Origin of the sequence: Bradyrhizobium sp. NAS96.2 (genome assembly GCF_001908235.1) — a bacterium.
GTDB lineage: Bacteria > Pseudomonadota > Alphaproteobacteria > Rhizobiales > Xanthobacteraceae > Bradyrhizobium.
In genome coordinates this window covers 1-25,721 of the sequence record NZ_LGHK01000204.1, presented here as the reverse complement: position 1 = coordinate 25,721, position 25,721 = coordinate 1, and the positions used below count along the sequence as shown (strand labels likewise).

The 25,721-nt window shown below is 64.9% G+C and carries 24 protein-coding genes; 4 read left to right on the top strand and 20 right to left on the bottom strand.

The genetic code is table 11. From position 1 onward, the window contains the following. Positions 1-73: 73 nt before the first annotated feature. Positions 74-1,321: an OpgC domain-containing protein gene (locus AC628_RS34295; protein WP_074131133.1), complete on the bottom strand. Its 1,248-nt coding sequence runs from the start codon at positions 1,319-1,321 to the stop codon at positions 74-76. A 273-nt stretch (positions 1,322-1,594) separates the two neighbouring features. Between AC628_RS34295 and apaG the strand changes: the two genes are divergently transcribed. Then, the gene (gene apaG, locus AC628_RS34290) at positions 1,595-1,987 is read left to right on the top strand and encodes a Co2+/Mg2+ efflux facilitator ApaG/CorD (RefSeq protein WP_074131132.1); all 393 of its coding nucleotides are present in this window, start codon (positions 1,595-1,597) and stop codon (positions 1,985-1,987) included. A gap of 122 nt (positions 1,988-2,109) precedes the next feature. Here the strand turns inward: apaG and AC628_RS34285 are convergent, their stop codons facing one another. The 3 genes from AC628_RS34285 to AC628_RS34275 form a co-directional block, all read right to left on the bottom strand. After that, the gene (locus AC628_RS34285; RefSeq protein ID WP_074131131.1) at positions 2,110-3,111 is read right to left on the bottom strand and encodes an Hsp33 family molecular chaperone; all 1,002 of its coding nucleotides are present in this window, start codon (positions 3,109-3,111) and stop codon (positions 2,110-2,112) included. Positions 3,112-3,318: 207 nt separating this feature from the next. Continuing rightward, on the bottom strand, positions 3,319-4,245 hold the full coding sequence (gene argF, locus AC628_RS34280) for an ornithine carbamoyltransferase (protein WP_074131130.1): 927 nt from the start codon (positions 4,243-4,245) through the stop codon (positions 3,319-3,321). Beyond that, complete coding sequence (locus AC628_RS34275) at positions 4,245-5,450, bottom strand: aspartate aminotransferase family protein (RefSeq protein WP_074131135.1); 1,206 nt, start codon at positions 5,448-5,450, stop codon at positions 4,245-4,247. Before AC628_RS34275 ends, argF begins: the two co-directional genes overlap by 1 nt. A gap of 497 nt (positions 5,451-5,947) precedes the next feature. Here AC628_RS34275 and AC628_RS34270 point away from each other — a divergent pair, with 497 nt between their 5' ends. Further along, complete coding sequence (locus tag AC628_RS34270) at positions 5,948-6,460, top strand: GcrA family cell cycle regulator (protein ID WP_018269585.1); 513 nt, start codon at positions 5,948-5,950, stop codon at positions 6,458-6,460. A gap of 371 nt (positions 6,461-6,831) precedes the next feature. On the opposite strand, the gene phoB is transcribed toward AC628_RS34270, so the two are convergent. The 13 genes from phoB to AC628_RS34205 form a co-directional block, all read right to left on the bottom strand. Continuing rightward, entirely contained in the window at positions 6,832-7,542 is a 711-nt protein-coding gene (phoB, locus tag AC628_RS34265; RefSeq protein WP_016844067.1) for a phosphate regulon transcriptional regulator PhoB, read from the bottom strand. Between the two features lie 130 nt (positions 7,543-7,672). Continuing rightward, on the bottom strand, positions 7,673-8,389 hold the full coding sequence (gene phoU / locus AC628_RS34260; protein WP_074131129.1) for a phosphate signaling complex protein PhoU: 717 nt from the start codon (positions 8,387-8,389) through the stop codon (positions 7,673-7,675). A 107-nt stretch (positions 8,390-8,496) separates the two neighbouring features. Further along, positions 8,497-9,315, bottom strand: a complete 819-nt coding sequence (gene pstB, locus AC628_RS34255) for a phosphate ABC transporter ATP-binding protein PstB (RefSeq protein ID WP_074131128.1) — start codon at positions 9,313-9,315, stop codon at positions 8,497-8,499. After that, positions 9,312-10,157, bottom strand: a complete 846-nt coding sequence (pstA, locus tag AC628_RS34250) for a phosphate ABC transporter permease PstA (RefSeq protein WP_074131127.1) — start codon at positions 10,155-10,157, stop codon at positions 9,312-9,314. Before pstA ends, pstB begins: the two co-directional genes overlap by 4 nt. A gap of 4 nt (positions 10,158-10,161) precedes the next feature. After that, the gene (gene pstC, locus AC628_RS34245) at positions 10,162-11,151 is read right to left on the bottom strand and encodes a phosphate ABC transporter permease subunit PstC (protein WP_074131126.1); all 990 of its coding nucleotides are present in this window, start codon (positions 11,149-11,151) and stop codon (positions 10,162-10,164) included. 221 nt (positions 11,152-11,372) lie between these two features. Continuing rightward, entirely contained in the window at positions 11,373-12,383 is a 1,011-nt protein-coding gene (gene pstS, locus AC628_RS34240; RefSeq protein WP_074131125.1) for a phosphate ABC transporter substrate-binding protein PstS, read from the bottom strand. A gap of 136 nt (positions 12,384-12,519) precedes the next feature. Beyond that, positions 12,520-13,833, bottom strand: a complete 1,314-nt coding sequence (locus AC628_RS34235) for an ATP-binding protein (RefSeq protein ID WP_074131124.1) — start codon at positions 13,831-13,833, stop codon at positions 12,520-12,522. An 84-nt stretch (positions 13,834-13,917) separates the two neighbouring features. Continuing rightward, a complete protein-coding gene (locus AC628_RS34230) occupies positions 13,918-14,973 on the bottom strand; it encodes a putative bifunctional lysylphosphatidylglycerol flippase/synthetase (RefSeq protein WP_074131123.1) in 1,056 nt (351 codons plus the stop codon). A gap of 315 nt (positions 14,974-15,288) precedes the next feature. Beyond that, on the bottom strand, positions 15,289-15,552 hold the full coding sequence (locus AC628_RS34225) for a SelT/SelW/SelH family protein (protein WP_083633247.1): 264 nt from the start codon (positions 15,550-15,552) through the stop codon (positions 15,289-15,291). Positions 15,553-15,570: 18 nt separating this feature from the next. Then, the gene (locus tag AC628_RS34220; protein ID WP_074131122.1) at positions 15,571-16,479 is read right to left on the bottom strand and encodes a haloalkane dehalogenase; all 909 of its coding nucleotides are present in this window, start codon (positions 16,477-16,479) and stop codon (positions 15,571-15,573) included. Continuing rightward, positions 16,476-17,066, bottom strand: a complete 591-nt coding sequence (locus tag AC628_RS34215) for a TetR/AcrR family transcriptional regulator (RefSeq protein ID WP_074131121.1) — start codon at positions 17,064-17,066, stop codon at positions 16,476-16,478. The genes AC628_RS34220 and AC628_RS34215 overlap by 4 nt, the downstream gene beginning before the upstream one ends. A 112-nt stretch (positions 17,067-17,178) precedes the next feature. Further along, positions 17,179-17,475: a hypothetical protein gene (locus AC628_RS34210; RefSeq protein ID WP_074131120.1), complete on the bottom strand. Its 297-nt coding sequence runs from the start codon at positions 17,473-17,475 to the stop codon at positions 17,179-17,181. Positions 17,476-17,477: 2 nt separating this feature from the next. Next, the gene (locus AC628_RS34205; protein WP_074131119.1) at positions 17,478-18,872 is read right to left on the bottom strand and encodes an OmpA family protein; all 1,395 of its coding nucleotides are present in this window, start codon (positions 18,870-18,872) and stop codon (positions 17,478-17,480) included. 169 nt (positions 18,873-19,041) lie between these two features. Between AC628_RS34205 and AC628_RS34200 the strand changes: the two genes are divergently transcribed. Beyond that, positions 19,042-20,100 (top strand): polysaccharide deacetylase family protein, encoded by a 1,059-nt coding sequence (locus tag AC628_RS34200; protein WP_074131118.1) that lies wholly within the window; start codon positions 19,042-19,044, stop codon positions 20,098-20,100. 169 nt (positions 20,101-20,269) lie between these two features. Further along, a complete protein-coding gene (locus tag AC628_RS34195) occupies positions 20,270-21,070 on the top strand; it encodes an SDR family NAD(P)-dependent oxidoreductase (protein ID WP_074131134.1) in 801 nt (266 codons plus the stop codon). A gap of 243 nt (positions 21,071-21,313) precedes the next feature. Here the strand turns inward: AC628_RS34195 and boxB are convergent, their stop codons facing one another. The 3 genes from boxB to AC628_RS34180 all read right to left on the bottom strand — a co-directional run bounded on the left by boxB (position 21,314) and on the right by AC628_RS34180 (position 25,590). Beyond that, positions 21,314-22,765 (bottom strand): benzoyl-CoA 2,3-epoxidase subunit BoxB, encoded by a 1,452-nt coding sequence (boxB, locus tag AC628_RS34190; protein WP_074131117.1) that lies wholly within the window; start codon positions 22,763-22,765, stop codon positions 21,314-21,316. A gap of 165 nt (positions 22,766-22,930) precedes the next feature. After that, positions 22,931-24,619: a 2,3-epoxybenzoyl-CoA dihydrolase gene (gene boxC, locus AC628_RS34185; protein WP_074131116.1), complete on the bottom strand. Its 1,689-nt coding sequence runs from the start codon at positions 24,617-24,619 to the stop codon at positions 22,931-22,933. Positions 24,620-24,780: 161 nt separating this feature from the next. Next, entirely contained in the window at positions 24,781-25,590 is an 810-nt protein-coding gene (locus AC628_RS34180) for an alpha/beta fold hydrolase (RefSeq protein WP_074131115.1), read from the bottom strand. Between the last annotated feature and the right edge of the window lie 131 nt (positions 25,591-25,721).

Genomic DNA, 25,721 nt, shown 5'->3' with positions numbered 1-25,721 from the left:
TCGCCGGCGCGCGCGGGCGCCGCCGCCAAAGTGGCGGCCAGCAGCATCAGGCCCAGCATCGTCCGCGCGGACTTCATGCTCCCCCTCCCGCCAGATCGGCGTTGCCGGTGGCGCCTTTTTTCGAGGCGCCTTTGTCGGCGGAGTGCTTGTACCACGAAATAATCCACGCCATGCCCCACATGATGAGGATGCCGCAGACGCTGATCAAGGCGTGCAGTGCGGCACCGCCCGAGACTTCGGCCAGCACGAAGTGACCGGCAAAGGCGAGGAAGACCCCGAGACAGAATATCTCAAGCGAATGCTGGCCACACAGGATCAATGGTCGCAGCCAGCGCGATTTCAACCCCGGCCAATCCCGGGGCAGGAAGCGCACCGTGAGGGCTGCGAGCGCCAGGAAATGCGCGAACCGCAGCACGTCGAGGTCGGTCTTGTTGATCGGATACATCCACTGCTCGATCACCTTCGGCATGATGTGGCCGAGCTGCGGCACGTACCAGGTCAGCGTCACGAAGAACGCGGCGACCAGATAGGCGATGCAGATCCACATCGTGATGTTCGACGACAGGATGCGCGACATCCGCCGCGCGCCGCCGAGCGCGCACCAGGCGCCGAACACGAACAGCAATTGCCAGGCGAACGGATTGAACGCCCAGAAGCCGTTCGGATAGGCCGAGAGGTAAAGATCGAACTGCCAGGTCAGCGCGTAGAGCAGCACCGACAGGCCGAGCGTGACATCGGGCTTCCATTTCATCAGCCACAGGATCAGCGGCAGGAACAGCATCAGGACGATATAGAGCGGAAGCACGTCCATGTTGACGGGGCGGAAGCGCAGCAACAGCGCCTGCACGATGGTGACGTCGGGCTGCTTGAGGAAGTCCATGATCCCCATTTCCTCGCTGTACAGCGGGTTCTCGAACGAGGTCGCGACATAGGAGATCTCGGCGAGGAAGATCGTGAACAGGAAGACATGCGCGACATAGATCTGCCAGACCCGGCGCAGGATGCGCGCGGTCGCGATCACGAAGCCGCCCTCCAGCATTGCGCGGCCATAGACGAAGGCCGCGGTGTAGCCGGAGATGAAGATGAAGATCTCGGTGGCGTCGGAGAAGCCGTAATTGCGGATCGTCAGCCAGGTCAGGAGATTGGTCGGCAGATGATCGATGAAGATCAGCCACAGCGCGAGCCCGCGGAACAGATCGAGCCGCAGCTCGCGCTCGCCGGTCGCGGGCAGCGTGATCGCGGGCGCCGCCGCTGCAACCTTCGCCTCGGCTTTGGCGTCAGCCACCGGCGAACCGGCTATGGGATCGGCAATCGAGCTCATCAAACACCGTGTCAGCTGCGGACGCCCGCATGCCGTGCTGAAAAGATAATATCGGTCCGCGACTTGCCGACAAAGCGCAGAGTGCGGCGACATGCGGCCGCGCTTTAGAGCGGAACTATGTTGAAACCGCGATGAACGGACCGTCCACGGGGCCGGGTTTTCACAGTCTGGCAGGCGATTGGTTCCGGCTGACCAATTGGCTATGATGGCACCCTGATTGAGCGTGATCCGGTCGAAATCAGATCACGCACCACGACCATCGGATTGAGCCGTATGTACCGCGCCGTTACCCGCCAGATCGAAGTCACCGTCGAGCCGAACTTCATGCCCGAGCGCTCGTCGGTCGACCGGCGCGAGTATTTCTGGTCGTACAGGATCGTGATCGTCAATTCGGGCCCGGAAACGGTGCAGCTGCGGACGCGGCACTGGGTCATCACCGACGCCACCGGCCGCCGCCAGGAGGTGCGCGGCGAGGGCGTGGTCGGCGAGCAGCCGGTGCTCGCGCCCGGCGAACGCTTCGAATACACGAGCGGCGTGCCGCTGCCGACCGCCTCCGGCTTCATGACCGGCAGCTACCAGATGGTCACCGAAGCCGGCGAGCGCTTCGAGATCGACGTGCCGACGTTCTCGCTGGACAGCCCGGACGGGAAAAGGGTGCTGAACTGACGCCTGCGTAGCCCGGATGGAGCAAAGCGCAATCCGGGGCGGGTGCACCCGCGGTTGGAACGACCCCGGGTTTCGCTGCGCTTCATCCGGGCTACGATGACTTGCGCGTGGAGGGAGCGCGCCTATTCGACGCCGGCTTCCTGCGGCGTGAATTCGTAGACCGACGAGCAGAACTCGCAGGTCACGACAACCTTGCCGTCCTTGACCATCTCGGCGCGATCGTTCGGCGCGAAGCTCTTCAGCATCGACGACACCGCATCGCGCGAGCAGGAGCACTGCGCGCGCAGCGATTGCGGATTGAAGACGCGGACGCCGCGTTCGTGGAACAGGCGGTACAACAGCCGCTCGCCGGACAGATCGGGATCGATCAGTTCGACGTCCTCGACAGTCGAGATCAGCGACTGGCCCTCGACCCAGGCATCGTCATCCGGCACCGAGTGCGTGACCGTGCCTTCCGGCGCGTCACCCGGATGCAGATCGGCCTGCTTGGCGCGCTCCGGCGCCTTGGGCAGGAATTGCAGCAGGATGCCGCCGGCGCGCCAATGCAGCTTGCCGCCTTCGCCGCCGCGCATCTCCTCGCCGACCGCAAGCCGCACCCGCGTCGGGATCTGTTCCGAGCGCAGGAAATATTCGTGGGCCGCCTCTTCCAGGCCGCCGCCATCGAGCGCGACCAGCCCCTGGTAGCGGCTGGTGTTCGAGCCCTGGTCGATCGTCATCGCAAGGTGACCCTTGCCGAGCAACTCGCCCGAGCTCTGCCCCGGCTTGAGCTGCGCCGCGTCGTAGCGCGCATAGGCACGCAGCCGGTCGGGCGCCTGGAAATCGACGATCAGCAGCGAGACCGGACCTTCGGTCCGGGTCTGCAGGATGAAGCGGCCCTCGAACTTGACTGTCGAGCCGAGCAGCGTGGTCAGCACGATGGCTTCGCCCAGCAGCTTGCCGACTGCCGGCGGGTAATCGTGCTTGTGCAGGATCTCGTCGAGCGCGGGGCCGAGCCGGGTCAGCCGGCCGCGCAAATCCAGCGCGCCAACCTCGAAGGCCAGCACGGCATCGTCGACAGGAACCGCTGACGGCGCGCGAACCGGCGCCTCGGGCGTGATTTTGATGTCGGGGGATTGTGAAACCATGGCGCTCTATCTGGGGTCTCGGACCGCAAAACGAAAGGGGTTCACTAACAGAGAGATGCGTCGTCCCTGCCTTGTGCGCAATTGCGCACTGGAGCAGGGACCCATAACCACAGGGTTTTGTCGCGGCACAAGACGTCTCCCCTTGTGCCTCTTTCATGAGCCGCGGCGTATGGGTCCCTGCTTTCGCAGGGACGACAGCATTGGCGCTTACGCGACTTCGTTAAAGCACCAGGCCAGAATGCCCTTCTGCGCATGCAGGCGGTTTTCCGCCTCGTCGAACACCACGGATTGCGGCCCGTCGATCACCTCGTCGGTGACCTCCTCGCCGCGATGCGCGGGCAGGCAGTGCATGAACAGCGCGTCCGGCTTGGCCAGCGACATCAGCTTGGCATTGACCTGATAGGGCTGCAGCACGTTGTGGCGGTGCTCGCCCTCCTTGTCGCCCATCGACACCCAGGTGTCGGTGACGACGCAGTCGGCGCCGCGCACGGCGGCTTCCGGGTCGGTGCCGAGCACGATCGGCGCGCCGGTCGCCTTGATCCAGTCGCGCATCGGCTTCTTCGGCGACAGCTCCGGCGGGGTCGCGACATTGAGCTGGAACTTGAACCGCTCGGCGGCGTGCGCCCAGGAGGCCAGCACGTTGTTGTCGTCGCCGGTCCAGGCCACGGTCTTGCCCGCGATCGAGCCGCGATTTTCCTCATAGGTCATGAGGTCGGCCATCACCTGGCAGGGATGCGAACGCCGGGTCAGGCCGTTGATGACGGGCACGGTGGCGTGCGCGGCGAGTTCGAGCAGCGCGTCATGGTTGAGGATGCGGATCATGATCGCATCGACATAGCGCGACAGCACGCGCGCGGTGTCGGCGATGGTCTCGCCGCGGCCGAGCTGCATCTCGGCGCCGGTCAGCATGATGGATTCACCGCCGAGCTGGCGCATGCCGACGTCGAACGACACCCTGGTGCGGGTCGAGGGGCGCTCGAAGATCATCGCCAGCGTCTTGCCCTCGAGCGGCTTCCTGCCCTTCTCATGCGCCTTCAGCTTCGCCTTCATGGCGGCTCCGGCGGAGAGCATGTTGCGCAACTCGCCGAGCGGCAGCTCGTTGATGTCGAGGAAGTGACGGACCGGCTTGCTCATTATCCGGCCTTCCTCGGCTGCGCCGCCGATAATGTCGCGCAGGCGCGCTCGAGCGAGGTGATCGATTGGTCGATCTCGGCCTCGGTCACGATCAATGGCGCGAGGAACCGCACCACGTTGTCGCCGGCGCCGACGGTGAGCAGCTTCTCGTTGCGCAGCGCGGCGATCAAATCGCCCGACGGCACCACGGCCTTGACGCCGATCAACAGGCCCTCGCCGCGCACCTCCGACAGCACGCCGGGATAGCGGTCGACGACGGAGGCGAGCTTCTGCTTGAGCAGCAGCGACATCTTTTGCACGTGTTCGAAGAAGCCGGGCTTGAGCATGACGTCGAGCACGGCATTGGCCGCGGCGACCGCGAGCGGATTGCCGCCGAAGGTCGAGCCGTGCGAGCCCGGCGCCATGCCGGCCGCAGCCTGCGCCGTCGCCAGCACCGCGCCGATCGGGAAGCCGCCGCCGAGCGCCTTCGCCAGCGACATCACATCCGGCGTCACCCCCGTGCGCTTGTAGGCGAACAGCTCGCCGGTGCGCCCCATGCCGGTCTGCACCTCGTCGAATGCGAGCAACAGGCCATGCTCGTCGCACAGCGCACGCAGCGCCTTGAAGAATGCCTGCGGCGCGCCGCGCACGCCGCCCTCGCCCTGCACCGGCTCAATCAGGATGCCGGCGGTGTGCGGGCCGATCGCTTTCTTCACCGCCTCGATGTCGCCATGCGGCACCTGGTCGAAGCCGTCCATCGGCGGGCCGAAGCCCTCGAGATATTTCGCCGAGCCGGTCGCAGCCAGCGTGCCCAGCGTGCGGCCATGGAAGGCGCCTTCGAAGGTGATGATGCGGTAGCGCTCGCCATGGCCCTTGGAGAAGTGATAGTGGCGGACCAGCTTGATAACGCCCTCCATTGCTTCCGCGCCGGAATTGCAGAAGAACACGAAGTCGGCAAAGCTCTGCTCGCACAGCCGCGCGGCGAGCACCTCGCCGTCCGGGCTCTTGAACAGGTTCGACATGTGCCACAGCTTGGTCGCCTGTTCCTGCAGCGCCTTGACCAGATGCGGATGCGCATGCCCGAGCGCGTTCACCGCAACCCCCGAGGTGAAATCGAGATAGCGGTCGCCGTTGGTTGCGATCAGCCAGGCGCCCTCACCGCGCTCGAAGCCGAGATCGACCCTGGCGAAGACGGGGAGCAGATGCGACGAGGCGTTGTTGGTCATGGCGTTCACTGCCGGTTTGAGGCCGACAATTGCCGCGCGCATTGACGCCAGCGCAGCAACGGCCAGCTTCGGAAAACAAAACGGCCGCCTTTGCGGGCGGCACGTGGGCAACATTCTATGCTGCGGCGGGACCGTGTCAATCGCCAGGAGCCGCCCTTTTGCCGGCCTTCCTGCAATGCGCAGCATGCGCAATCCGGAGCATTCCGGTGCGGTGGAAAAGCCTCATTGCAATGCCTAACTGTGTGGGAACATGTGGACGCACGGCCGCGGACTCTTGCGCCAGAGTCACGCCATATTGTAGCGTTTGGCCTGTCGGGTACGACATCTCGTGCGGCAGTACTGGACCCTCTAAGTAGCCTTCGTGTCTCGCGTAAACGTTCGGGCGCAACACCGTGCCCGGCGAGGGCTAAGGGATTCTGGCCGCAGGGATATTTGTCCAGATTGGCTCGCAGCGCCGCTCCGATGATTGGCCGGCGCCATGCGAAAGGAAGAATGCGATGACTGTATTGACCTGGTCCGACGATCGCGTCGAGCAGCTGAAGAAGCTCTGGGAATCCGGCCTCTCGGCCAGCCAGATCGCGGCGGAACTTGGCAATGTGACGCGAAACGCCGTGATCGGCAAAGTGCACCGGCTCGGCCTCTCCGGCCGCGCCAAGGCCCCTTCGACGGCTGCGCCGCGGCAGCGCAAGGCCCGTCCCGCCCAGCACATGATGCGGGTGGCGCGCCCGGTCTCGCGCGGCAACACCGCGCTCGCGCATGCCTTCGAGGTCGAGATGGAGCCCGATCCGATCTCCTACGACAACGTGGTGCCGATGAGCCAGCGGCTGTCGCTGCTCGAGCTCAACGAAGCCACCTGCCACTGGCCGGTCGGCGATCCCTCGAGCCCGGAGTTCTTCTTCTGCGGCGGCAAGGCGCTCGCCGGGCTGCCCTATTGCGCACATCACTCGCGCGTCGCCTACCAGCCCGCTGCCGATCGGCGCCGGCCGTCGGCGAAGCCACAGATCAAGTAAGCACTCGGGAAACTAGCCTGGACTGCAAAAACAAATCCCCGCGAAAGCGGGGATTTTTTTGTGTGCATCAGATTGTAGCCCCGATGTAGCGCAGCGCATGACGTGAGGTGAGCACGCAGATCAGGCTCCCTCCCCCTTGCGGGGGAGGGTTGGGGAGAGGGGTACCGCTTGCTCCGCTGATGATAATCGCGACGAATATGAGCAAAGCTGCAAGCGCGTCTTCGGTTGGGTTGATCAAGCGTCGCTACATGTCTCATAGCACCGCCCGGGGCTTACCCCTCTCCCCACCCTCCCCCGCAAGGGGGGAGGGAGCCCGACAGTTTGCTCACCTCACGTCATGACGAACCGATTCTCGCGCACACCCGCAGCCGTTACGGCTGCGGCTCGGCTTTCGCAAAGCGGTCGTCGAGCGCGTAGCCGGCGCCGCGCACGGTGCGGATCGGATCCTGCTCGCGGCCCGGATTGAGCAGCTTGCGCAGGCGGCCGATATGCACGTCGACGGTGCGCTCATCGATGTAGATGTCGCGGCCCCAGACGCTGTCGAGCAGCTGTTCGCGGCTGAACACGCGGCCGGGATGCTCGAGGAAGAATTCGAGCAGCCGATACTCGGTCGGACCGAGATCGATCGGGCGGCCCGAGCGCGCCACGCGGCGCTTCTCGCGGTCGAGCTCGATGTCGCCATAGGTCAGCACGGTCGCAAGCCGCTCCGGGCTCGCGCGGCGCAACAGGCCCTTCACCCGTGCCAGCAATTCGGGCACCGAGAACGGCTTGACGATGTAATCGTCGGCGCCGGTGGCAAGTCCGCGCACGCGCTCGCTCTCCTCGCCGCGCGCGGTCAGCATGATGATCGGAAGCTGCTTGGTCTCGGGCCGCGCCCGCAGGCGGCGGCACAGCTCGATGCCGGACAGGCCCGGCAGCATCCAGTCCAGCACCACGAGGTCGGGAACGCGCTCCTTCAGCCGAGTATCGGCATCGTCGCCGCGACCCACTGTTTCGACATCGTAGCCTTCCGCATCGAGGTTATAGCGCAACAACGTCGTCAGCGCTTCCTCGTCTTCGACTACCAGAATGCGTGCGCTCATCGGTTTAAGTTCTTTCTCTGTGGTGATCCGTTGCCCAGACGCAAACCGAAACGCTTACTTTCCTGAGCACAATCCCCGCGGAAACGACTTGTCGGAAAGACAATCCGGCTCCGCGCTTGCGGATCATGTTCTAGGTACCCGGCACCGTGGTGGCAAAAGTCGTCATGTCGCCCTTCGGGCGCTTGTCGGTGATCTGCTGACCCTCGATCATGTAGAACACCGTCTCGGCGATGTTGGTGGCGTGATCGCCGATCCGCTCGATGTTCTTGGCGCAGAACATCAGATGGATGCAGAACGAGATGTTGCGCGGATCCTCCATCATGTAGGTGAGCAGCTCGCGGAACAGCGAGGTGCAGATCGCGTCGACCTCCTCGTCGCCCTTCCAGACGTTCATCGCTGCCGGCAGATCGTGCGCGGCATAGGCGTCGAGCACCGACTTGACCTGCGACAGCACGAGGTCGGTCATGTGCTCCAGGCCGCGGATCAGCTTCAGCGGCTGGAAATCGCTTTCCAGCGCCGCGACGCGCTTGCCCATGTTCTTGGCGAGATCGCCGATCCGCTCGAGGTCGGTGGCGACGCGCATCGCGCTGACGATTTCACGCAGGTCGATCGCCATCGGCTGGCGGCGCGCGATCGTCAGCACCGCGCGCTCTTCGATGACGCGCTGCAGATTGTCGATCTCGATGTCGGCGGCGACCACGCGCTTGCCGAGCGCGACGTCGCGACGGATCAGCGCGTCGACCGACTCGGTAATCATCCGCTCAACGAGGCCGCCCATCTCGGCGACCAGGCGGGTCAACTCCTGCAGGTCGCTGTCGAATGCCTTGGCGGTATGTTCAGAAGCCATCGCTTGTCTCCCCTCAATCATGATCCCGGGGATCATGATTTCGTGTCCTGAATTTTAGCATGATCTGATCGGAAAACCGGTTTCCACTTTTCCGGATCATGCGCCGGTCAACCGAACCGGCCGGTGATGTAGTCCTGGGTGCGCCGATCGCTCGGTGAGGTGAAGATCTTGTTGGTGTCGTCGAACTCGATCAGTTCGCCGAGATACATGAAGGCGGTCTTGTCGGAGACGCGCGCCGCCTGCTGCATGTTGTGGGTGACGATCGCAATCGTGTAGTCCTCGGAGAGCTCCTGGATCAGCTCCTCGACCTTCGCAGTCGAGATCGGATCGAGCGCCGAGCAGGGCTCGTCGAACAGGATCACCTCGGGGCGCACCGCGACGGTCCGCGCGATGCACAGGCGCTGCTGCTGGCCGCCGGAGAGCGACAGGCCGGAGGCGTTCAGCTTGTCCTTGACCTCGTTCCACAGCGCGCCGCCGCGCAGCGCCTTCTCGACCCGGTCGTCCATCTCGGACTTCGAGATCTTCTCATAGAGGCGGATGCCGAAGGCGATGTTCTCGTAGATCGTCATCGGGAACGGCGTCGGCTTCTGGAACACCATGCCGACCCGCGCACGCAGCAGATTGAGGTCGAGCTTGGGATCGAGAATGTTGGTCTGGTCCAGCATCAGCTGGCCGACCGCGCGCTGGCCCGGATAGAGGTCATACATCCGGTTGAAGATCCGCAGCAGGGTCGACTTGCCGCAGCCCGACGGGCCGATGAACGCCGTGACGCGGTTGGTGCCCAGCGTCAGGTTGATGTTCTTCAGCGCGTGGTGCTCGCCGTAATAGAAGTTGAGGTTGCGCACCGTGACTTTCGGCGGCGCTTCCGGAAGCGGAACCTGGGGAATGTGGCCCGCGGCAGTCGTGGAGACGGAAAGCTCGGTCATTTTGCGGCCCTTTCGGCACCAAGGATACGCGCGCCGATATTAAGCGCGAGTACGGTGAATGTGATCAGCAGTGCGCCGCTCCACGCCAGCTCTTTCCAGTAGGCGTAGGGGCTCTGCACGAAGTTGTTGATGGTCACCGGCAGGTTGGCCATCGTCTTGGTCAAATCCCAGCTGAAGAACTGGTTCGACAGCGCGGTGAACAGCAGCGGCGCGGTTTCGCCGGCGACACGGGCCGTCGCCAGCAGCACGCCGGTGATCAAGCCGCTGCGCGCAGCACGATAAGCGATCCGCTTGATCACCAGCGAACGCGGCAGGCCGAGCGCCGAGGCCGCCTCGCGCAGCGGATTGGGCACCAGCAGCAGCATGTCCTCGGTGGTGCGCAGCACGACCGGGATCACGATCACGGCGAGCGCCAGCGCGCCCGCGATCGCCGAGAAGCCGCGCATCGGCACCACCACCGCACCATAGATGAACAGGCCGATGATGATCGAAGGCGCGCTGAGCAGGATGTCGTTGATGAAGCGGATCACCGAGGTGAGCTTGTCGTTCTTGCCGTATTCGGCGAGGTAGGTGCCGGCGAACAGGCCTAGCGGCGCCCCGATGCCGACGCCGATCACGGTCATGATGACCGAACCGACGATGGCGTTGAGCAGACCGCCGTTGGTCGAGCCCGGCGGCGGCGTGTTCTGGGTGAACAGCTGCACGCTGAGACCGGCAAGGCCGTTATAGAGCAGCGTGAACAGGATCAGCGCCAGCCAGGTGACGCCGAACAGCGCCGCGCCGACGCAGAGTGCGCGAACGACGATGTCGCTGCGGCGGCGGGATTTGTAGATCGGGTTCATGGCGTTACTTCCCCGCCTTCTTTTCAAGCCGCATCAGCATCAGCCGCGCGCCGGCGAGCACGAAGAAGGTCAGCACGAACAGCAAGAGGCCGAGCAGGATCAGGCCGGACTGGTGCAGGCCGTCGCTCTCGGCGAATTCGGAGGCGATCGCCGCCGAGATCGTGGTGCCCGGCGCGAAGATCGACGACGAGATGCGGAACGAGTTGCCGATGATGAAGGTCACCGCCATGGTCTCGCCGAGCGCACGGCCGAGCGCCAGCATGATGCCGCCGATCACCCCGACGCGGGTGTAGGGGATCACGACGCTGCGGACGACCTCCCAGGTGGTGCAGCCCATGCCGTAGGCGGCTTCCTTCAGCACGGGCGGCACGGTCTTGAACACGTCGACCGAGATCGCGGTGATGAAGGGCAGCACCATGATGGCGAGGATCAGCGCGGCGTTGAACAAGCTGAGATAGGACGGCGGCCCCGCGAATATCGCGCCCAGCACCGGCACGCCCTCGAAGATCCGGATCATGAAGGGCTGGAACGTGTTGGCCAGGAACGGGCCCAGCACGAAGAAGCCCCACATGCCGTAGATGATGGAGGGGATGCCGGCGAGCAGCTCGATGGCGATGCCGATCGGGCGGCGCAGCATTTGCGGGCAGAGCTCGGTGAGGAACACAGCGATGCCGATGCCGACCGGAATGGCGATCAGCATCGCGATGATCGAGGTGATCAGCGTGCCGTAGATCGGGCCGAGCGCGCCGAGCACCGGCGGATCGGCCGAGGGCGCCCAGCGCTGCGTCCAGAGGAAGGCGAAGCCGTATTCCTTCATCGCCGGCCAGGCGCCGACGATCAGCGACAGGATGATGCCGCCGAGGATCAACAGAACCGAGATCGCCGAGATACGGGTGATCCAGTAGAAGGTCAGATCACCGAGCTTGAAGGCGCTGAGGGCCTTGGCGCGATCGTAAGGTCCCGCGGCTTCCATTACATCGCCCTGAACAGCCATGTCTGCCACGCCTATCCCCTCTTTTTTATTTGAAACCTGCACAAACCGCCACGCCCCGAAGCGATCTTCACTGACGCATGAGGCCGGGCGTCGTTCCGGTTGCGCCGGGGGCGCGAACCCGGGCCCCATCCGCGCGTCTTCGGCGGTGACGGAACCCGGGTCTTGGTCGCCCAACCTGCGCCGCCGGTGGGGCGGCACAGGCCTTGTTCGAAGCGTCGGACTTAGCTCTTGATGTCCGAGGACCAGGTCTTCTCGATCAGCTTGACGACCGAGTCCGGCATCGGGATGTAGTCGAGCTCTTCGGCCGCCTTGCCGCCCTTCTCGAAGGCGTACTTGAAGAACTTGAGCGCTTCCTGCGAGGCCGCCTTGTCGGTCGAGTCCTTGTGCATCAGGATGAAGGTCGCCGCGGTGATCGGCCAGGAGGCTTCGCCCGGCTGGTCGGTCAGGATCACGTAGTAGCCGGGGGCCTTGGACCAGTCGGCATTCGACGCAGCCGCCTGGAAGGCGGCGATGGTCGGCTGCACGGTCTTGCCGGCCTTGTTGACCAGGGCGGTGTAGGTCAGCTTGTTCTGCTTGGCATAAGCGTATTCGACATAGCCGATCGCGTTCTTGGTCTGGCTGATGTTGCCGGCAACGCCTTCGTTGCCCTTGGCGCCGACGCCGACCGGCCACTCGACCGCGGTGCCGGAACCGACCTTGGACTTCCAGTCGGCGTTCGACTTGGAGAGGTAGTCGGTGAAGTTGAAGGTGGTGCCCGAACCATCCGAACGGCGCACGACGGTGATGGCGTCGGCCGGCAGGGTCAGCTTCGGATTGAGCTTGGCGATCGCCGCGTCATTCCACTTGGTGATCTTGCCGAGATAGATGTCGCCGAGCACTTCGCCCGACAGCACGAGGTCGCCGGGCTTGACGCCTTCGACGTTCACGACCGGAACGATCGCGCCCATCACCATCGGCCACTGGACGAGGCCATCCTTCTCGAGCTGCTCGGCCTTGAGCGGGGCGTCGGTGGCGCCGAAGGTCACGGTCTTGGCCTGGATCTGCTTGATGCCGGCGCCGGAACCGATCGACTGATAGTTCAGGCCATTGCCGGTGTCCTTCTTGTAGGCGTCAGCCCACTTCGAATAGATCGGGAACGGAAACGTCGCGCCCGCGCCGGTAATGTCGGCAGCGAAGGCCGACGTCGAAGCGGCGACCATGCCGGCAGCGACGATTGCTTTGATGAAATTCATGGGGTGGTCTCCATCTTGTGAGCGAAGCGCCGAACGCGCCCGATCGCGCTCACGCCGGTCCATCTAGGAGCGGTCGGTGCTGCTTTTACGAAGGTTGGATGACAGTTGGATGACAGAGCTAAGCGGCTGAAAATACTTAGCTTTGGGTCGGAAGCGAGGGCTTCGGCCGGGGAAAACAGGCGGTAAAAGTCGCGCCATTGTTCGGCACGCTCTCGATCAAAAGACGCCCGCGATGACGGTTAAGAATATGTTTCACCAGCGATAATCCGAGGCCCGTTCCGCCCTGGTTACGGCTGTCGCCGACATCCACCCGGTAGAACCGCTCGGTCAGCCGCGGCAGGTGCTCGGGCGCGATGCCGGGGCCGAAATCCCGTACCATGACACGGATTTCGGGGCTCCCTTCGCCCGATGCGCCCGGAACGGTCTGATTGAGCGACACTATGACGCGGCCGCCCGAGGCGCCGTATTTGAGGGCGTTCTCGATCAGGTTCTCGAACAGGCGGAGCAGTTCCTCGCGGTCGCCGGCGATCGTGACCGGGGCCTGCGGCAGGTCGACGTCGATCTCGACCTGGCGTTCGCTGGCCAGCGCCTCGAGCCCGTCGGCCACCTGGCGGATGATCGGCACGATGTCGATCGAGGCCTCGGGCCGCACATGGGCCGACAACTCGACCCGCGACAGCGACAGCAGGTCGTCGATCAGCCGCGCCATGCGGGTGGCCTGGGTGTGCATGATACCGAGGAAGCGTTCGCGCGCCCGGGCGTCCTCGCGCGCCGGCCCCTGCAGCGTGTCGATGAAACCGGACAGCGCGGCGAGCGGCGTGCGCAGCTCATGGCTGGCATTGGCGACGAAATCGGCGCGCATCTCCTCGACCCGGCGCAGCGGTGTCAGGTCGTGGAAGGTCATCAGCATGCACTTCTCGGTGCCGCCGAACTGGGTCGGCACCGGCACCGGCGTGATCACCAATTCCATCCAGCGATCGACCGGAACGTGGTCGGAGTAGGTGGCGCGGCGCGGCTCGGTGGTCGCGATCGCCTCGCGCAGCGCGGTGATAATCTCCGGAGAACGCAGGGCAAATTGCGCCAGCTCGTTCTTGCGCAGCGCCGGCGCAAGTTGGGCCGCAGCGGTGTTGAGATGGATGACGCGCCCGGCGCGATCGAGCAGCACGGCCGGATCCGGCATGCCGGCGACGACGGCGCTGACGGCGGTCGCCTCGACTGGATTGCCGTGGCGGACATCCTCGCGCGAGGCGCCGGCATCGTGCAGCCGCCATGGCACCAGCGCCGCAGCCGCGATGCAGACGAACACCGCGCAGGCGCGCACCAGCGACAATTCGCCGAGCGCGACCACCACGCTGAGCGCCAGCGCTGCGGCAAGCAGGATCAGCGCGGAATGGCGCAGGCGGTCGGGCCAGGGCGAGAAAATGGACTGCGGGGTATCGTCAATTGCCATCGCGGCGGCTTTCTTCCCGTCGGTTCGTGTCTCGCCCAGGCGCGGTCATATCGACCGTCCCTCGGGAGGCATCTGGCCGCGTCATCAGACCCCGGAATCACCGCGCTTGCGGACCAGAACCGCCTCATGGTGCGGCTCGGCGCGGGGACCCGAATCAGTCTGCGGCAGCCGTTTGAGTCGGGCGCCGACGATAACCTCCCGAAACGTCAGCAAGATTACAGATATGACGAATGGCGCAATATAGTAGAGCAGGCGGAACAGCAGCATACCGCCGAGCAGGTCCTCGCGGTCCATCTGCCAGAGGCCGACCAGCATGGCGGCGTCGAACACCCCGAGCCCGCCGGGGGAGTGGCTGGCGAAGCCGAGCAGGGTCGCCGACACGAAGATGACCGCGACCACGACGAAGCCGAGATTGGGCTCGTCCGGCACCAGCACGTACATCGCCAGCGCGCAGAAGCCGAGGTCGATGATGCCGATCGCGATCTGCAGCAGCGTCAGCGGGCCGCCCGGCAGGGTCACCGTCCAAGGCCCGCGGCCGACCACCCGCGGCTGGGTCCAGACCCAGACCACATAGGCGACCAGCGCGATGATGATGCCGAACGCCAGCGTGCGGTTGAGCCAGGGCGGCAACTGGTCGATGTTGGCGGCGGCTTCCGGGTGATAGGCGATGCCGAGCCCGAGCACCGCGGCGTTGCCGAGCCAGAAGGTCAGGCCGGCGAGAAAGCAGATCTTGGCGACGTCGATCGCGTTCAATCCCCAGGCCGAATAGATCCGGTAGCGCACCGCGCCGCCGGTGAAGACGCTGGCACCGACATTGTGGCCGATCGAATAGGAGGTGAATGCCGCGAGCGCATTGATGCGATAGGGCACGTGGGCATGGCCGATCGCGCGCACCGCGAACAGATCGTAGAAGGTCAGCGTGAAATAGCCGGCTGCGACGAAGAGTCCCGCCAGCATGATCTGCCGCGGCTCGGTGCTCTTGATGGCCTCGAGCACCTCGTTGGTGTCGATGCCGCGCAGCATGTGGTAGAGGACGTAGCAGGCGATGCCGATGACGGCGATGCTGATGACAACACCCAGCCGATGCAGGAATTGCTTCTGGCGTAGAAACGCCATCGCCCTGCGTATTGCTTCCAGCATCTAGACCTCGAATTGCGATCCCGCGACGACGGCTCCCGGGCGATCTCCGCCGGCGCTTCGCTGTGCCCTGCCCCGTGTAGCGCGTTTTAAGCCGGAGTGGAATTCGTCAAACGACAATAAAACGCGCATCTTCAAGATATTAGGGATGATTCATGACAGCGGGTGCACAAATATGCGCGTTTCTCGCCGCCTTCGACAGGGCTTGACATGCACGTGCGGCAGTTAGCCCGGCGAATGGCGCGCAAGACCACCCGGGAAACTACGGGGGCTGATGCGCCGCGCGGCATCCGGTCAACGAAATCGCCGCTGCAATGATCATTGCGACGGCGACGAGGCAAGTCCGCGGTTCGTTATGCCCGCGCGGTAGCCACCGCGGTGAACGATATCGGCGGCATCGGGGAAATGTCCCTTCACGCGCCTGGCGATCACTTTGCCGTCAAGCTTGACCTCGAAGACGCCGCCCTTGCCCGGCACCAGTTCCGCATCGAGGCCAAGGCGGTCGCGCAGCAGCGTGGCCGCCGCCCTGGCGCGCTTCTCGTAGCCGCAGGGACGGCAATAGGTGATCGAGAGGTCGGTCATGGCGTGTTCTCCCATCTTTCAGGCTGCAAGATGCTGCGCGCTCGCGGCCTCGATGCCGGCGATCCAGCCGGCGACCGAGCGACCGATCGCCTCGGGATGATCTTCCTGCAGGTAATGCGCGCCCGCGCCGAGCTGGATGACCGCGCAATGCTGCAGCCGCGCCGCGAATTCGGCGGCGAAGGCCGGCGACACCAACGCCCCGGGCGAGCCGGCAAACAGCAGCTTCGGATAGGTCGAAGCCGCAAGCGCGGCGTGCGCGGTGGTGAGCGCCCGATCGACATCGGCAGGCTCGCCCGCGATCGGCAACTCGCGCGGCAGCATCAAGGTCGGCTTGCGGCTCTCGCGCGTCGCGAACGGCGCGCGGTAGGCCTCCATCTCCTCGTCGCTGAGCGCGCGCAGGATCGAGCCGGGCAGCACGCGCTCGACGAACGCGTTGCCGTCGAGGACCATCGCCTCGCCCACGCCCGGCGTGCGGAATTTCCGGAAGGTCCCCCGCGCGGCCTCGTGCTGGTGGAAGTCGGGCCAGTCCCGCATCGGGCGGATGAACTCCATGAAGGCGAGCCCGCGCACGAGCTGCGGGCGCCGCGCCGCAAGGTGGAATGCGAGCGCCGTGCCCCAATCCTGGGCGACGAGATACGCCGAGCTGATGCCGAGCTCGTCGATCAGCGCGTCGAGATAGTCCGCCTGGTCGAAGAAGCGGTAGGCAATGTCGGGCTTGCCGGACTGGCCGTAGCCGATCAGGTCGGGCGCGATGCAATGCCCGACCGGCGCCACCAGCGGCATGATGTTGCGCCAGATGTAGGACGACGTCGGGTTGCCGTGCAGGAACAGCACGTGCGGCGCGTCGCTGCCTCCAAGCTCGCGATAGGCCATCGTAGACCCGAGCACGGCGCGATGATGCAGGCTGATGTCGGCGGATGTCGTCATGGCAACTCCTTGAACACGGTTTGGAATGCGATCGTCTTGAAACGCTCGAGCGCAGCCGCGCTGCGTTCGACCTTCATGCGCAGCATGGCGCCCTGCCAGGATGCGAGCAGGAAGTCGGCAAGCTCATCGGGATCGAAGTCGGACGCGATCTCGCGCTTGGCCTGGGCCTCGGTGATGCAGGCCGCGAATGGCGCGCGCCATTCCCGGAAGATCTCGTCGAGCTGCTCGCGCAGCATCTCGCTGGTGCCTGAGGCTTCGAGGCTGAAATCGCCGATCAGGCAGCCGCGGGTGAAGCCATCATGGGCAAGCTTGCCGGTGATGAGATCGAGATAGCGGCGGAGCCTCTCGCGCGGCGGCAGCGAGGTGTCGCCCAGCGCCTCCGCGACGAGGCAGCGCACATAGGCGAAGTAGCGGTGCAGCACTTCGGAGGCGAACAGCTCCTTGGAGCGGAAATGGTTGGTGAACGAGCCCTGCGGCGCGCCGGCAGCCGTGGTGACGTCGCGCACGCTGGTACCGTGATAGCCGGTCCGGAACATTTCCTTCAGGCCGGCGTCGAGGATGGCATCGCGGAGAGAGGGTTTTGGCATGGGCATGATTTAATACGTACGTACGTATTAATGTCAAGCCCTAAGATGAATGCGGCGCGCACCGCGCGTGGCGCCGCCGCCCAGGCGGATAGATCAAGGGTTTTTTAGGGGGTCAGCTCGCCGGCTTGCTGCGCGAGACCACCCAGTCGCGCAGCCAGGAGCCGATCGCGCAGCCGACGAGGTAAAGCGCGAACATGACCAGGAAGAGGTCGAGCCAATAGCCGAAGCGGCCGGGCACGACCCGCGCGAATGATGCCGCGACCAGCGCGGCGGCGAGCAGCGCGAGCCAGATCATCCAGACCCGTGAGACGGCCTGCGCCCGGTGCACCACTGCGATCCAGCCCATGCCGAAGCCGAGCAGCGCGGCGCCGAGCAGCCAACCCCAGAAGAATGTCGCGAGCACGGTCATCGCTACTTCACCACGAATTCGATGCGGCGGTTCTGCGCCTTGCCGTCTTCATTCTCGTTGCCGGCGAGCGGCTGCGTGCTGCCATAGCCGATCGGCGTGAAACGGTTGGCAGGCAGTCCGGCTCGCACCAGGTAATCCACCACGGCCTGCGCGCGCCGCTCCGACAATGCCTGGTTGGCCGCCTCCTCGCCATCGCTGTCGGTGTGGCCGGCGACCTCGATCGTCGCATTGGGGCAGCGCATCGCAGTCTCGATCAGGCGGTCGAGCAGGCCGGCGGAGTCAGGAACGATATCGGCCTTACCCGACTCGAAGCGGATCTTGCCCCTCGAGAGGATCTCGGAAAACAGCTGCTGGCACACGGTGGGATCGACCGGCGCCGCCGCAGGCTTGACCGTGACCTCGGCCTTGTACTGCCAGCCCTGCGGAAAGTCCTTGCCGAGCCCGTCGCGGATCTGGCCGGCCGCGGCATCGTAGAGCGCATCGCCCGACAGCTTCACCTCGCGATCCGACACCACGAGCGTCCCGGTCGACAGCCGCGACAGCGCACCGAGCGCAGGCACCACCGCCGCCGCAAACCCCGAGGGTGCGCCGATGCTGGCCTTGAGATTGTCGACCACCTTCTCGCTGAAGAACTTGCGGCCGGCGGCGGCGACCAGCGCGGCATGCACGTTGTTGTCGGGCACGTAGCCGGTCAGCGTCAGCGTCACCGCGACCGGGTCCTTGTAGGCCTGGAACACGTAAGGCGGCGCCTTGATGTCGTTGGCGGCGATCGAATAGCCCTCCGGCAGGTTCTTCAGCGCCGCCGCGACCGCTTCACGTCCGCCGAGCTCGCGCGCCATGCCGGCGAGCGCAACCTTGTTGTCGGTCAGCGTGACCTTGCCTTCCTTCAGCTTGCCGATCTGGTCGAGCAGCAACAGCGCCGCCGGATCGAACCGCTGTGGCGCGCCGCGGGCGAGCGCCATCTGATCGACCACCTCGACACCGCCGAGACTGGCCTTCGCGGCCTCGGTCAGCTTGCTCTTGCTCGACGGCAGCGGCGCGTTGCCGCCAAGCGTGACGCGCACCACGTCGCGCTCCGCCGACCACACATAGGGCTTGGCCTCGGGAACAAGGCGGGTCTCGTCGTTGACCAGCCGCACACCCGGCACGGCTTCGACCGACGCCACCGCACTGAGCCGGCCGTCCTCGGAGAAGGCATTGGCGGCAAACGTCACGTCACGGCCGTCGACGCTGATGCGGCGCTTGTCGAGGACGGTGTCCTTCAGTGCGGCATTAGAGCGCGCGGCGAGGTCCGCTTCGACCGTCGCCGTCGAGGTCCAGGCCGCGATACCCCACAGGACGACCAGCGGAATCACCCCAGGCCACCACTTGCTACTCCACTTGAAAAGTCCGTGCATTCAGCATCCTGCCGGGTCGGGAAGCAGAGAGAAAACAAACCCTTGGCCGACTGTCAAACCCCAAATCGAACGCCATGGCGGGGCCGCCATGTCGGACCGGGATAACAATTTCTTCAGTGGTCTTTCGCTAAGTTTGCGGCGGAATGCAAATCGGCCAGCCCGTGCCCTCATGAAACAACTCCGCAACACCGTGATCCGTGCCGGGATGGAGGCGTTGTATTTTTCGGGTGCGCATATCCTGCTGCGGCCGATATTCGCCGGCGTCGGCGCCATCTTCATGCTGCACCACGTCCGCCCGCGGCGCGCCGACGCGTTCCAGCCCAACCATCATCTCGAGGTCACGCCGGACTTCCTGCGTGCGATGCTGACGCATCTGCGCGCGCTCGACGTCGAAATCGTCAGCATGGACGAGGCGCATCGCCGCCTCACCGAACGGAATTTCGCGCGGCGCTTCGCCTGCTTCACCTGCGACGACGGCTATCGCGACAACCGCGATTTCGCGCTGCCTGTGATGCGCGAGTTCGGCGCACCGTTCGCGGTGTTTGTCGCGAGCGATTTCGCCGACGGCTGCGGCAAATTGTGGTGGATCGCGCTGGAGCGGATCATCGCGGCGGCATCGGCGATCGAGGTGCCGATCGCCGGCGTCATGACGCGGATCGACACCGCAACGCCGCAAGCCAAGCGCACGGCGTTCGGCCGCATGCACGACTGGCTGCGTTCGCTGCCGGGCGAGCAGGAGATGCAGGCCGAGATCTCCGCGCTGTGCACCCGCCATGGCGTCGACGAGGCCGGTATCGCGCGCGAGCTCTGCATGACCTGGGACGAATTGCGCGGCTTCGCCGCCGATCCGCTGGTCACGATCGGCGCCCATACCATCACCCATTGCAATCTCGCCAAGCAGAGCGAGACCATCGCATCGTTCGAGCTCGCCACCAGCCGGGCGCGGATCGAGGACGCGCTGCAGCGGCAAGTCGCGCATCTCGCCTATCCCTATGGCGACCGGATCGCCGCCGGGCAGCGCGAATTCGCCCTCGCGAAGTCGATCGGCTTCCGGACCGCGGTGACGACACGGCCGGGCATGCTGTTTCCCGAAAGCGCCGACCATCTGACCGCCTTGCAGCGGGTCTCGCTGAACGGCAATTACCAGGACGCGCGGCTCTTGCCGGTGCTGACCTCCGGCGCCGCGACCGCGGTGTGGAATGGTTTTCGCCGGATCGATGCGGCGTAAGACCACGCGAACCTAGCCCGGATACAGCGAAGCGCAATCCGGGACGGCCGCCGCCACGAATAGAGCTGCCCCGGATTTCGCTTCGCTGCATCCGGGCTACAGACCCTCTCCTTCCTTGACTCGATCCCCGGCCGCGATCAGAACCATCGGCAACGCAATGGAGGAGCGCATGTTCAAGGATCTGTTTTCACTGAAAGGCCGCGTCGCATTGGTGACCGGAGGATCGCGCGGCATCGGCAAGATGATCGCGGCCGGCTTCCTCGCGCAGGGTGCCGCCAAGGTCTACATCACCGCGCGCAAGGCCGGCCCCTGCGAGGCCACCGCCCAGGAACTGTCAGCCGCCTATGACGGCGAATGCATCGCGCTGCCGATCGACATCTCGACCGTCGAGGGCTGCGACAAGCTCGCGAGCGAAATCATCAAGCGCGAGCCGAAGCTCGACATCTTGGTCAACAATGCCGGCGCGGCGTGGGGCGCGGATTTCGACGAATTCCCGGAGAGCGGCTGGGACAAGGTGATGAACCTCAACGTCAAGTCGATCTTCTTCCTGACCAAGGCGCTGGCCAAGCCGCTGCGTGCGGCGGCGAGCCACGACAAGCCCGGCAAGGTGATCAACATAGCCTCGATCGACGGCATCTTCGTCAACCCGATGGAGACCTATTCCTATGCCGCGAGCAAGGCCGCGGTGATCCATCTGACGCGCCGGATGGCGACGCGGCTGATCAAGGACAACATCAACGTCACCGCGATCGCGCCGGGCGCCTTCAAGTCGGACATGAATCGCGCCGCGCGCGACCACGCGGATGAAGTCGCACAACGCGTTCCGTCCCGGCGGGTCGGCAGCGACGAGGATATGGCGGGCACCGCGATCTATCTCGCCTCCCGCGCCGGCGACTATGTGGTGGGCAACACCATCGCGGTCGACGGCGGCGTGGTCTACGCGACCGCGGGGCTGGAGATCGCGGGGTAGCGCGGTATCGCGACGATCGACCTTAGGCGCCCTTCTACCGCTGTCATGCCCCGGCTAGACCGGGGCATCCAGTACGCCGCGGCTCTCAATCCCGCTCTGCTGTCTCTGGAATACTGGATCACCCGCTTTCGCGGGTGATGACGGAGTGAGCGCACGACGCAAAAAAGAAAAGGGGCGAGCCAGGACCTTGTCGGCTCACCCCTTTCCGGCCCCTCCGGGAGGAGAGGAACTGTTAGATGAGGATCAGCTCTCGATCCTCACATACTCGAAGTCGCCCGGCTTGTTGTCGATGCCGACCTTGGGCGCCGAGATCCAGGAGGCGAACTCGCCGGGTTCGGTCACCGGCTTCATCAGCGAGGCGATGAAGTCGCCGTCGGCGGTCGATGGCAGCCAGTCGTTCTTGCGGCTCGCCCAGGTGGCGTCGTCGATCAGGAGGCCATCGGGCGTCGCATGGACGTCCTTGAACTCGCCGATCTGGCGGTGGAAGGCGGTGCTCGGCACCTGGAGCTTGTAGTCGATGCCCGCGGTCGAGATCACCTTATTCCAGCGCAGCATGCCCTTGACGCAATCCTGCGTGTAGTCGTCGCGCAGCCGCATGTTGAGCGCGGTCAGCGCCGGCTCGTCGACCATCTTGATCTGGCCGTCGACCAGCTTCATGACCGGATAGGTCGAGCTCTTCAGCTGATGGTCGTCGTCGATCGTGGTTTCCTTGTAGCGGCCCTTAATGCCGGCATTGAAGGCGTTCGCCGCGTTGGTCGACACTTCAGAGCCGAACAGGTCGAGCGACAGCGAATAGTGCAGGTTCAGCTTCTTCTGGATGGTCGGCAGGTCGATCACGCCGAGCGCACGGATCCTTGCGATGTCGTTCGGATCGGTGATGCCGGCCTCCTTCATCGCATCGCAGGTGCGCTGCACGACGCGGGTGATGCCGGTCTCGCCGACGAACATGTGGTGGGCTTCCTCGGTCAGCATGAAGCGGCAGGTGCGCGACAGCGGATCGAAGCCCGACTGCGCCAGCGAGTGCAGCTGCATCTTGCCGTCGCGGTCGGTGAAGTAGGTGAACATGAAGAACGACAGCCAGTCCGGCGTCGCCTCGTTGAAGGCCCCTAACATGCGCGGTGAATCCGCATCGCCCGAGCGGCGGCGGAGCAAATCATCCGCTTCCTCGCGGCCGTCACGGCCGAAATACTTCTGCAAAAGGTAGACCATCGCCCAGAGATGGCGGCCTTCCTCGACATTGACCTGGAACAGATTGCGCATGTCGTAGAGCGAAGGCGCGGTCTTGCCGAGATGGCGCTGCTGCTCGACCGAGGCAGGTTCAGTGTCGCCCTGGATCACGATCAGGCGGCGCAGCATCGCGCGATGCTCGCCGGGGACTTCCTGCCAGGCCGGCTTGCCGTAGTCCTCGCCGAACGGAATGACGCGGTTCTCTTCCTGCGGTGCAAGCAGGATGCCCCAGCGATATTCGGGCATCCGCACGTAGTCGAACTTGGCCCAGCCGCGCGGATCGACCGAGTAGGCGGTGCGCAGATAGACCAGCGACTCCTGGAAGCCGTCCGGTCCCATGTCTTTCCACCAGTCCATGTAACCGGGGTGCCAGCCCTCCAGCGCCTTGAGCACCTGGCGGTCCTCGGCGAGATTCACGTTGTTCGGAATCTTGGTCGAGTAATCGACGTTCATGATGTTCATATTCATGGCGTGCTCCTTGATATCGTTTCGGTGCGTATCGCGTCTTGCTCAACCGTCATCCTGAGGAGCGCGTAGCGCGTCTCGAAGGATGCTTGTCTGGCATTCTTGCCTCCAATCATCCTTCGAGGCTCGCAAGCGCTCGCACCTCAGGATGACGGCGGTATTCGCCCTCTACACTCGCGTCATGTCGAATTGCGCCTTCTGGCCGGTGCCGTAGCGGCGCAGCGCGCCGTCCTCACCGACCGCGTTGGGCCGCTGGAAGATCCAGTTCTGCCACGCGGTGAGGCGCGAGAAGATCTTCGATTCCATGGTCTCGGGACCGACGAAGCGCAGATTGGCTTCCATGCCGGTGAGGCCGTCGGGCGAGAACGAGGTGCGCTCCTCGAAGAACACGCGGACCTCGTCGTCCCAGTCGATGTCGTCGAGCGCGAAGGTGACGAGGCCGAGCTCCTCGGCCTCCTCGGCATCGAGCGCCTTGCCGATCGCAGCTTGCGCGCGCTCCAGATCCGACGGATCGGCCTGGAAGCGCGATTGCAGCCGGGTCAGGCCGTGGCTCATCGGGTACGGCCCGAAATTCATCGCGGTCAGCTCGATCGCCGGCGGCGGGCGGTTGTCGCCCTGCTTCTGGCCAATCAGCATGTAGGAGCGGTCGGCGGCGAACACGAGCTCGGCCAAGGTGCCGACGAAGCAGGAGCCGGGCTCGACCAGCGTCACCAGCGTGCGCGAGGTGACGTCGATGCGCTTGAGCACGCGCTTCCAGTAGTGCCTGACCTCGTTGACCAGCCAGTGCGCCTTGTTGGCCTCCAGGAATGCGTCGTAGGACACGACATTGGCGCGGTCGCCGTGGCTCTTGAACACCAGCATCGCGATCTCGAGCTCGTTGATGCGCAGATGCAGGATCGCATCGTCGAGCTCGCGGGCGACCTGCAGCGGCCAGAACGCCGCGCCCTGTCCGATCATGCCGTCGAGATCGGCGGGTGCAGCGGCTTCCGGCGCCTTGATCGAGATGGTGGCGATGCGGGCAGTGCGATCGATGTCGACGCTGACGAAGCCGTAGCGGATCGCGCTGTCGTCGATGGTGCGGTTGAGCGGCGTCAGCGCAAGGCCCTTGCCCGCGCCGTTGCGCTTCGACCTGGCGGCGAATTCCTTGACGCGCTCGGCAAGCTTGCCCTCGAGCTTGGAGTTCGGCGCGATCTCGTCGACCAGCCGCCATTGCACGGCGCGCTTGCCCTTGATGCCTTCCTCGATGGTGCAGAAGAAATCGGCGTGGTCGCGGCGCACCTTGCGCTTGTCGACGACGCGGGTGAGGCCGCCGGTGCCAGGCAGCACCGCGAGCAGCGGCACTTCCGGCAGCGCGACGGCGGCGGCGCCGTCATCGGCCATCATGATGTGGTCGGTCGCGAGCGCCAGCTCATAGCCGCCGCCGGCCGCGGTGCCGTTGACGACGGTGATGAAGCTCTGGCCGGAGTTCTCGCTGGAATCTTCCAGGCCGTTGCGGGTCTCGTTGGTGAACTTGCAGAAGTTGACCTTGTGGGCGTGGGTCGATCCCGCCAGCATGCGGATGTTGGCGCCGGCGCAGAACACGCGGTTCTTGCCCGAGCGCATCACCACGACCTTCACTTCGGGATGCTCGAAGCGCAGCCGCTGCACGGCATCGGCAAGTTCGATGTCGACGCCGAGGTCATAGGAATTGAGCTTGAGCTGATAGCCCTCGAACAGGCCGGCGTTCTCGTCGACGTCCATGGTCAGCGTCGCGACGTCGCCGGCGACGTCGAGCTTCCAGTGCCGGTAGCGCGACGGTTCGGTCTGGAAATCGATGTACTTCGCCCCGCCTGCAAGGACGCGATCGTCACCAGCCATGGGCCACCCTTACCTGTTGTTCGTTTGAAGGTTCGTCTTGTCTTCATGCACAATAATGCATGTTTTCGATCCAGTCCAGTTCAAAACGCTAAAACATGCATTTTGTTTCATGTTCCGAAAAATCGCTCGCTGGGCCAATGGGCTAGCACCAGCAGGAAATGTCAGGCCGCCAGTGCCGGGTCATCGCGCAGCGCCGCCTTGGCGAATTCGGTCACCGCGTCCAGCGTCACCGCGGGCGCCTCGCGATGCGGCGAATGGCCCGCGCCCGCGATGGCCGCAACGTCGACCGGGCAATAGCACTCCTCCTGGGCGATCTCGACCTGACGCATCGTGCCGTATTGATCGTCCGCACCCTGCACGATCAGCACCGGCACGCGGATATAGGCGAGATAGTCGGAGATATCCCAGTCGCGGAATGCCGGATCGAGCCAGGCACCGTTCCAGCCATAGAAGGCGTTGTCGACATCCTTGTGCCAGCGCGCGAGCTTCTCTCTCAGATTGGTGGTCTCGTAGAACGTCTTGATCTCGGCGATCGACCGCACCGAGATGTCCTCGACGATGAAGTGCGGCGCGAGCAGCGCAAGGCCTTGCAGGCGATGATCCTGGTGCGCGCCGACATAGATCGCGGCGATCGAGGCACCGTCGGAGTGGCCCACCAAGAGGCCGCGGCTGAAGCCGATCCGGTCGAGCAGCTTCGGCAGCACGTCGAGCGCCTCGCGATGCATGTAATCGACCGGACGCGGCAGCTTCACCGGCGACGACGCGCCATAGCCCGCGCGCGAATAGACAAACACGCCGGCGCCGGTCGCCGCCTGCAGCTTCTCCGGGAAGTCGCCCCACAGGCCGACGCAGCCGAGGCCTTCATGCAGCATCACGATGGTGGGTGCGGACTCAGGCGAGGGCCCGATCATGCGGTATTCGAGCTCGGCGCCGTCGATGCTGAGGAAGCCTGTGGGGTTTAGGTTTTGCATGATGGCGCCTCCTCATCGTCGTCCCGGCGAAGGCCGGGACCCATATGTGGACGGCCCCCGTGTTACAAGAGCTTTCTGGAACGGTTCGGATCGCTGTCATCCATATGTCCGGCCTGTTTGATGCGATCGTG